This window comes from Achromobacter sp., assembly GCF_057314935.1.
Map to the genome: position 1 here is coordinate 63,023 of NZ_DBHKZA010000028.1, position 7,705 is coordinate 70,727.

Genomic DNA, 7,705 nt, shown 5'->3' on the forward strand with positions numbered 1-7,705 from the left:
AGGCGGGCTTCCGCGCCGCCGGGCGATCAAGCCACCAGGTTGAAGGCCAGGAACATCAGGCACGACCACAGCAGCAAGGCGATGTGCGTCAGTTGCAGCGTGTCCTGGCGTATCCAATACCCGAACCACAGGCCGCTCAGGTGCATGGCCAGCAGGCAGGCGGACAGGGCGGCCAGCGCCCCGTTCAGCCAGGGCCGGGCCGCGGCCAGGTCGCCCTGGACCAGCAGCGCGTAGCACCCGGCCCATGCCAAGGCGGCGCCCGCCGTCTGGAGCAGCAGCACGACGGCCAGGGCTGCGCGGTGCAGGCCCGGCGAACGCTGGGAACGGCTAAGCAAGGGAGTGGGGATGCGAGGGGCCTGCGTCAGCGGCAGCATCGCCATGGTGGCGCCGACCGCGGCGGCGGCCCCGGCGAAATCCCGCCGGTTGTTCAGCGCGGCAAGCGTCAGCCATAGCGCCAGCCCCAGGGCCTGGACGGACAGGAACAGCCAGATGGCAGTGGATGAACTCAAAAGACGGCCCTCATATTATGCAAGCATTTCCTTGCATAATATGAGGGCCGTCCGGTTCATGCAATAAAGACCCTGCCGCCAGGTCAGGGCCGATGGGGTCTTACTCGCTGTACGTCTTGGTGCTGTACAGGCTGACGGGCAGCAGATTCAACACCGGCAGGCCGGACACCGGGTCCTTGGCCTGCTTGTCGATGTAGCTTTGGAGGACGTCGGCATCCAGCACGCCGATGTCCTGGCGCCGGGCGGCCGGCACGTTGGCCAGCGTCTTGTAGCCGTCGCCGCCCGTGGCGTTGAAGCTCAGCACGAACAGCTTGTACGTGCGGGCAGCGTCCAGCGGCAGCCAGTTGCCGCTGGCGGCGTCACGCACTTCGATGTTCGTCACGCGGCTGCCCTGGGCCTGCGCGGCGTTCACGTCCCAGCGCAGGCCGCCGGCGTATGGGTACGGTCCGGTCGAGCCGCCCGGACCGTAGACGGCCTGCATGCCGTCTTCCAGCATGCTCTTGACCTCGGCGCCCGTGACCTCCAGGCGCCAGAGCATGTTGCCGAACGGAACCACTTCGATCACGTTGGCCGCCGTCACGTTGCCCAGCAAGGGCACGCGTACGCCGCCGCCGCTTTGCAGCGAAATGTCCGCGCCGCCGTAGTTGGCATTGGCCACGTCCAGATAGGCTTGCGCCACCAACTGCTGGATGTCGCCGCCGCGCAGGCTGACGCTGCCCAGCGTGTTGCACGCTGCGCTGGAGCGGCTGTAGTCGCGCGAACCCGGGCCGCCCGGCACGCGGCGCGAGCACAGTTCCTGGGGAACCGCGGCGACCAGGCTGGCGCTGAAGGCGTCGACCTTTGCCTTGAAGGGCTGCAGCACGCTCGTGGCTTGCGCGTCCGGTTGCTGGATACGCAGGAAGCCGCTGGCGGCCACATCGGCCAGGATGGCGGTCTTGTCGGCAGGGGCGGGCGCGGCGCCGGCCACCGTGAACGCGTCGCCCATCAGCACGTGCGGCGTGCCGGCGCAAGCCGTGACGTCGCCGTTGGCATCGAAGCTGACCTTCAGCTCGCCGACCACTTGCGAATATTCCCAGGCTTGCACGAGGCACACGCGCTTGCCGTCCTTGTTCTGCAGCACGGTCGGGTAGGCGCCCGCGGGCGAGCCCACGCCGTAGGCCGTCATCGTGTCCGGGCCCAGCAAGGTGTGGGAATCGCCGCCCACCACCACGTCAACGCCACTCAGCTTGGGGATGATCTGCTTGTCGTAGTCATAGCCGATGTGGCTCATCACCACGATCTTGTTCACGCCCTGCGCGCGCAGCGCGTCGATCTGCGCCTGCGCGGCCGCCGTCTCGTCGGAGAACAGCGTGCCGGCGTCCGGGCTGGATGATTGCTGCGTCTTGTTGGCGATCGTCAGGCCGACGATGCCGATGGGCTGGCCGTCGCGTTGCAGCACGATGGACGGCTTGACGAGGCCGGGCGCGCGCGACGGGTTCAGCGCCGAGGCGGCGGCGAATGTGACGTTGGCGCTCAGCAGCGGCGTCTGGCACGAGCCGGCATGCAGCAGGTCGATAAAGCGCTTCAGGCCGCTGTCGCCCTTGTCGAACTCGTGGTTGCCGAGCGTCATCGCGTCAAAGCAGACCGTGTTCATCATGGCCGCGTCCGCCTCGCCGGCTTCGCCGGCGCGGTTGAAGTACAGCGTGCCCGTGTTGGCGTCGCCCGCGTGCAGTTTCAGCACGTTGGCCGACTGCGCCGACAGCGCGTTGAAGGCGCCGGTCACGCGTGGAAAGCCGCCGACTTCCACGTTCACCGCCACCGCCGTGCCGGCAGCGTTCTTGAGTTTCAGGTCTTTCTTCTTGCTGTCCAGATTGGAGTGATGATCGTTGATGTGCAGGATCGTCAGCTCCATCGGCCGGCTGGCTGCCGGCTGCTCTGGTGCGGGCTGTTCCGGCGCCGGGACGGACGTATCGTTGTCGTCGTCATCGCTGCCGCCGCAACCGGCCAGCAACAAGGCGCTCAGCATCGCGGCGCCCGCATTCCTCTTCCACGTAATCATTCGTGTGATCCCTCGTTTATGAAGGGCGAATGGTTGCGGCCGAAGATGACGTGAAGATGAATGACAAGGCTGTCATCAACGCGCGCGGCGTTGTCTTGCCGGTGTCATGAAAACAGGCAGGCCCGACGCATTGCGCGCCGGGCCTGCGGGATGCTGCCGGGGGAAGGCTTAGAAGTGGATCACGGTGCGGATCGACTTGCCTTCATGCATCAGGTCGAAGGCTTCGTTGATGCGTTCGAGCGGCAACGTGTGCGTCACGAACGGATCCAGATCGATCTTGCCGCTCATGGCGTCTTCCACCATGCCCGGCAGTTGCGTGCGGCCCTTGACGCCGCCGAAGGCCGAACCGCGCCAGACGCGGCCGGTGACGAGCTGGAACGGACGGGTGCTGATCTCCTGGCCGGCGCCGGCCACGCCGATGATGATGCTCTCGCCCCAACCCTTGTGGCAGCATTCCAGCGCGGCGCGCATCACGTGCACATTACCGATGCACTCGAACGAGAAGTCCACGCCGCCGTCCGTCAATTCGACGATGACGTCCTGGATGGGCTTGTCGTGGTCCTTGGGGTTGATGCAGTCGGTGGCGCCCATGGCGCTGGCCAGCACGAACTTGTTCGGGTTGGTGTCCACGGCGATGATGCGGCCGGCCTTGGCCTGCACCGCGCCCTGGATCACGGCCAGGCCGATGCCGCCCAGGCCGAACACGGCGACGGTGTCGCCCTCCTTGACCTTCGCGGTGTTGTGCACGGCGCCCAGGCCGGTCGTCACGCCGCAACCCAGCAGGCAGACCTTTTCATGCGGGGCGGCCGGGTTGATCTTGGCCAGCGAGATCTCGTTCACCACGGAGTATTCGCTGAACGTCGAGCAGCCCATGTAGTGGTAGAGCGGCTTGCCTTCGTAGCTGAAGCGCGACGTGCCGTCGGGCATGACGCCCTTGCCCTGGGTGGCGCGCACCTTCTGGCACAGGTTGGTCTTGCCGGACAGGCAGAACTTGCACTCGCGGCATTCGGCCGTGTAGAGCGGGATGACGTGGTCGCCCGGCTTCAGGGACGTGACGCCCTCGCCGACTTCCACCACGATGCCGGCGCCTTCGTGGCCCAGCACGGCCGGGAACAGGCCTTCGGGGTCATCGCCGCTGAGGGTGAAGGCGTCGGTGTGGCAGACGCCGGTGTGCGTGATCTGCACCAGCACCTCGCCGCGCTGCGGCGGCGCGACGTCGATTTCAACGATTTCCAGCGGCTTGCCGGGTCCGAATGCGACTGCTGCGCGTGATTTCATAGCTTTACTCCACGAATGTCGGCGGGGGTTATTTCAGGTAGGAACGGACGATGCGCATCAGCTGGTCGACTTCGGCTTCGGCGTCGATCGCGGCATGTTGCGGCCCGCCCTGGGCGGATTGCAGGAAGGTTTCCCGGAGATGGCTTTCCAGCACTTCGGCCATCAGGCCGGTGGCGGCGCCGCGCAAGGCGGCCAGCTGCTGCAGCAGCGCTCCGCACTCCGTGCCAGCGTTCACCGCGCGCTCCAATGCTAACGCCTGCCCCTGGATGCGGCGCAGGCGGGTGACGACACGTTTTTTCTCTTCCGGCGAGTGCGGCACGGCAGGCTCCGAAAACGATACAGGGGGGGAGTATAGAGGAATCGGCGCGCCGCCGTCCAGCCAGGCGTGGCGCGCAACACTGGAGTGCGCAAGACATCTGTACCTGTCTATACTTGATGGCAACGATTTCCGCATCCCAACGATCTCCGCATCCTTTAGGCGCCCAACAGGATTCCCCGTGGCCTCTTCCCCTCCCAGATTGCCCGTCCAGGCCAATGCCCTGCCCGCCCCGCTGTACGCGCAGGTCAAGCAGATGATCGCGCAGCAGATCCGCAGCGGCGCATGGCCGGCGCACTACCGGGTGCCGTCGGAAAGCGAACTGGTCGACGAACTCGGCTTCAGCCGCATGACGATCAACCGCGCGCTGCGCGAGCTGACCTCCGAAGGGCTGCTGGTGCGCATGCAGGGCGTGGGCACGTTCGTGGCGCAGCCCAAGGCGCGCTCGGCGCTGTTTGCCGTCAACAATATCGCCGACGAGATCGCCGCGCGCAACCATCGCCACCACAGCCGCGTAGTGCGCTTGGCCGAAGAGCCGGCCGGCGCCGAGCAGGCGCAGGCGCTGGAGATCCGCGCGGGCCAACCGGTCTATCACTCGGTCATCGTGCACTACGAAGACGACATTCCGATCCAGTTGGAAGACCGCTACGTGAATGTGCGCCTGGCGCCCGACTACCTGAAGCAGGATTTCACGCAAAGCACGCCGTATGAATACCTGACGCGCGTGGCGCCGCTAAGCGAAGGCGAACACGTCGTCGAGGCCATCCTGGCCAAGCCCCGCGAATGCCAGCTGCTGCAGATCGATCGCGACGAGCCCTGTCTGCTGATCAGCCGCCGGACCTGGTCCGGCGAGCGCGCCGTCACGCTCGCCCGTCTGATCCACCCCGGGTCGCGGCACCGTCTGGAAGGCAAGTTCACGTCATGAAGCACCCCGAAGTCCATCTCTATCGCGCCGCCGACTATCCGCGCATGCCGTGGCGCAACGGCGCCGGCACCACGCAGGAAGTCGCCTGCAACCCCGGCGGCAGCACGACCGCCTTCGACTGGCGCCTGTCCATCGCCGACGTGGCGCAGGACGGGGGATTTTCAGCCTTCACCGGGTTGCAGCGCATCATCACCGTGCTGGAAGGCCGGGGCATCCAGCTGACCGTGGACGGGCGCGAGCAAGCGCCGCTGGCGCCACGCCAGGCCTATGCGTTTTCGGGCGACGCGCACGTGCAGTGCCGCCTGCTGGACGGCCCGATCCGCGACTTCAACCTGATCTACGCGCCGGCACGCTGCCACGCCCGGCTGCAGTGGGTGACGGGCGTCAGCCCATGGATATTCCATAGCGCCGCGCGCAGCGTGCTGGTCCTGAACGCCGGCGATGCGCTGTCGGTACGCGTCGATGCTGCGGTGCACAGGCTGCCGTCGCGTTACGACTGCCTGCACGTCGAGGGGCAGGAAGGCCTGGCCGAGTACCGCCTGGAAGGCGCGGCCCCGCTGGACGCCTGCGTGATCGAGCTGATGCCGAAATGGCCTGACGCCCCTGCCGCCGCTGAAACCGCTTGATCCTGCTTGATCCTGCTTGATCCTGCTTGAAGCCGCCTGGGGCGGCTTTTTTTTTCACCCTCCGAACGCAGCGATGGCCGTCGTCGTCCTGGCGTCGCCGCTAGGGAAATCCCTGAGTCAAAATCTAGTCAACCTATCTTGTATATACAAGCATAGGCGTCTTATGATGCGGGCAACCGGCGCGCATTCGATACGCGCGCTGCTGAACCGATCAAGGAGCGTCTCTTGGACCAATCGAACCGATACCGCGATGTCGTCATCCGCGCCCCGCGCGGCAACAAATTGACGGCCAAGAGCTGGCTGACCGAAGCCCCCTTGCGCATGCTGATGAACAACCTTGACCCGGACGTGGCCGAGAACCCCAAGGAACTGGTGGTGTATGGCGGCATCGGCCGCGCCGCCCGCAACTGGGATTGCTACGACAAGATCGTGGAGTCGCTCACGAACCTGAACGACGACGAAACCCTGCTGGTGCAATCGGGCAAGCCGGTCGGCGTGTTCAAGACCCACGCCAACGCCCCGCGCGTGCTCATCGCCAACTCGAACCTGGTGCCGCACTGGGCCACCTGGGAACACTTCAACGAACTGGACGCCAAGGGTCTTGCGATGTACGGCCAGATGACCGCCGGCAGCTGGATCTACATCGGCAGCCAGGGCATCGTGCAAGGCACGTATGAGACCTTCGTCGAAGCCGGGCGCCAGCACTACGGCGGCAACCTCGCGGGCCGCTGGGTGCTGACCGCAGGCCTGGGCGGCATGGGCGGCGCGCAGCCGCTGGCGGCCACGCTGGCGGGCGCCTCGTCGCTCAACATCGAATGCCAGCAGGCCAGCATCGATTTCCGCCTCCGCACCCGCTACGTGGACGAGCAGGCCGCCGACCTGGACGACGCGCTGGCCCGCATCGCCAAATACACGAAGGAAGGCCGCGCCGTTTCCATCGCGCTGTGCGGCAACGCGGCCGAGATCCTGCCCGAACTGGTGCGCCGTGGCGTGCGCCCGGACATGGTCACCGACCAGACCAGCGCGCACGACCCGTTGAACGGCTACCTGCCCGTGGGCTGGACCTGGCAGGACTACCGCGAACGCGCCAAGCGCGAACCGGCCGCCGTCATCAAGGCCGCCAAGCAGTCGATGGCCGTCCATGTGCAAGCCATGCTGGCATTTCAGCGCCAGGGCATCCCCACCTTCGACTACGGCAACAACATCCGCCAGATGGCCAAGGAAGAAGGCGTGGCGGACGCGTTCGACTTCCCCGGTTTCGTGCCCGCCTATATCCGGCCGCTGTTCTGCCGCGGCGTCGGACCGTTCCGCTGGGCCGCGCTGTCGGGGGACCCGCAAGACATCTACAAGACCGATGCCAAGGTCAAGGAACTGATTCCGGACGACGCGCACCTGCATCACTGGTTGAGCATGGCGCGCGAGCGCATCAGCTTCCAGGGCTTGCCGGCGCGCATCTGCTGGGTGGGCCTGGGCCAGCGCGCCAAGCTGGGCCTGGCGTTCAATGAAATGGTCCGCTCCGGCGAATTGTCGGCGCCCATCGTCATCGGCCGCGACCATCTGGACTCCGGTTCCGTCGCCAGTCCCAACCGCGAAACCGAATCCATGCGCGACGGTTCGGACGCCGTCTCCGACTGGCCGCTGCTGAACGCGTTGCTGAACACCGCAAGCGGCGCGACGTGGGTATCGCTGCACCATGGCGGCGGCGTGGGCATGGGCTTCTCGCAGCATTCCGGCATGGTCATCGTGTGCGACGGCACCGATGAAGCCGCCGAGCGCATCGCCCGCGTGCTGGCCAACGATCCGGGAACGGGCGTCATGCGCCATGCGGATGCCGGCTATGACATCGCGATCGAATGCGCGAAGGAACAAGGCCTGAACCTGCCGATGGTGACGGGCAAGCGTTAGGTCGGCAACCACGATCCGGTGCGAAAGCCGGCGTGACAACGAATTTGCATGATGCCGGCAACCGGCACAGGAGACCCAGAATGGATTTGCATTTGAAACCCGGCCAGT

7 protein-coding genes are annotated in these 7,705 nt (G+C 66.3%); 3 read left to right on the top strand and 4 right to left on the bottom strand.

The window, feature by feature from the left end; all coding sequences use genetic code 11:
- Positions 1-26: 26 nt before the first annotated feature.
- The 4 genes from ACO6D5_RS12775 to ACO6D5_RS12790 form a co-directional block, all read right to left on the bottom strand.
- Entirely contained in the window at positions 27-509 is a 483-nt protein-coding gene (locus ACO6D5_RS12775; protein WP_485825582.1) for a DUF2165 family protein, read from the bottom strand.
- A gap of 100 nt (positions 510-609) precedes the next feature.
- Positions 610-2,547, bottom strand: coding sequence for a bifunctional metallophosphatase/5'-nucleotidase (locus tag ACO6D5_RS12780; protein WP_485825583.1), 1,938 nt, complete (start codon positions 2,545-2,547; stop codon positions 610-612).
- Positions 2,548-2,715: 168 nt separating this feature from the next.
- On the bottom strand, positions 2,716-3,825 hold the full coding sequence (locus ACO6D5_RS12785) for an S-(hydroxymethyl)glutathione dehydrogenase/class III alcohol dehydrogenase (RefSeq protein ID WP_006226777.1): 1,110 nt from the start codon (positions 3,823-3,825) through the stop codon (positions 2,716-2,718).
- 28 nt (positions 3,826-3,853) lie between these two features.
- Entirely contained in the window at positions 3,854-4,144 is a 291-nt protein-coding gene (locus ACO6D5_RS12790; protein WP_315528633.1) for a metal-sensing transcriptional repressor, read from the bottom strand.
- Between the two features lie 178 nt (positions 4,145-4,322).
- Between ACO6D5_RS12790 and hutC the strand changes: the two genes are divergently transcribed.
- From hutC to hutU, 3 genes are all read left to right on the top strand, one after another.
- Complete coding sequence (hutC, locus tag ACO6D5_RS12795) at positions 4,323-5,066, top strand: histidine utilization repressor (protein ID WP_485825584.1); 744 nt, start codon at positions 4,323-4,325, stop codon at positions 5,064-5,066.
- Complete coding sequence (locus ACO6D5_RS12800; protein ID WP_485825585.1) at positions 5,063-5,692, top strand: HutD/Ves family protein; 630 nt, start codon at positions 5,063-5,065, stop codon at positions 5,690-5,692. Before hutC ends, ACO6D5_RS12800 begins: the two co-directional genes overlap by 4 nt.
- Positions 5,693-5,917: 225 nt before the next feature.
- Positions 5,918-7,597, top strand: coding sequence for a urocanate hydratase (hutU, locus tag ACO6D5_RS12805; RefSeq protein WP_485825586.1), 1,680 nt, complete (start codon positions 5,918-5,920; stop codon positions 7,595-7,597).
- Positions 7,598-7,705 lie beyond the last annotated feature (108 nt).